Below are 1,040 nucleotides of genomic sequence, written 5' to 3'. Positions count from 1 at the left end.
TGTGCAATAGTCATCCGTGCCGACGATATCACCTGTTGAGCCGTGCGCGGATTGTGCCGCTACGTGGTTGTTTAAGTTGGTTGTTAGCGTGGTTATCTGACCATTGATAACGAGGATTTGACCGTTGATGGTAGTGATTTGGCCGTTAATCACAACTATGTCGGCGGTGTTTTCGTCAATCTGTGCAAGCATGGATGATGCGTTATTCTTGCCTGCAACGTAGTCTTTGACGAATACAGCAGGTACAGCGCCTTGCAGCGCTCTTGATACATCCTGCTCTGTCAGTAAGTAGTTAGTCAGCTTATTAGCCATAAGTCACCGTCAACTTGCTGAAATTAACTTTATCTTTGCTCAGCGTGCGCACTCGCAGTGAAAGCTGCTTGTTGTAATAGCCAAAGCCCCAAGCTACAAACCGTGTGGTGTAGTTGCCTTTGTTGCCGTACAGCTGCACGTATTCAGAAGATTCAAGCTCACCGTCAAGCGAGGTTGAGATAAAGCAGTTGGTTTGCTCAGCTTGGAATCCTGTTACGGTATTAAGCTCAATCTTGCCGATTCGCGCAAACGGCGCTTCAATCAGCGGCGTTTCAAACTCCATTTCGCAATAGTCACCATCCTGCGATGCTGACTCATAATCAAGCGCAAAGATAGCGCCATCAGCTATGGAGCCATAAAGCCACTTGTTAAGGTATGGCACGAATACGCCATTGCAGGCAATCCATGGAGCGCCGCTAACACCTGTTGACAAAACAGACCATGCGCTGTCGGCGCCAATCTTCTTGGCTGCTGTCAGATTGAAAACCAGCGTATGGCGCGCAAGTCGCACAATCAGCAATTCATCATCGCCGTCAAAGCGCGATTCTAGTACCGCTGTCGATAGTTCTGATTCAGTGTATTGACCGATAATCTGATTAATCGTGCGCGTTGACATTTGTTGTGCATCGCCTGCGCTCAATGCGTAGATGGCTGGCGATTCAAAACGCCGTGAACCAAGAATAAACACACCACCCGATAACTCCGTTTTGCAATAGGTACCACAAATG

At 48.2% G+C, this 1,040-nt stretch carries 2 protein-coding genes; both read right to left on the bottom strand.

The genetic code is table 11. The annotated features are described in order from the left end of the window. A partial coding sequence (locus QZ824_RS11695) for a hypothetical protein (RefSeq protein WP_291276193.1) occupies positions 1-312 on the bottom strand: 312 nt, incomplete at its 3' end. After that, a partial coding sequence (locus QZ824_RS11690; protein ID WP_291276192.1) for a packaged DNA stabilization protein occupies positions 305-1,040 on the bottom strand: 736 nt, incomplete at its 5' end. The genes QZ824_RS11690 and QZ824_RS11695, both read right to left, overlap by 8 nt.

The organism is Flavobacterium sp., from assembly GCF_021151785.1.
Lineage (GTDB): Bacteria > Bacteroidota > Bacteroidia > Flavobacteriales > Flavobacteriaceae > Flavobacterium.
The sequence above is the reverse complement of the archived record's forward strand: the minus strand, read 5'-3'. Positions and strand labels throughout refer to the sequence as shown.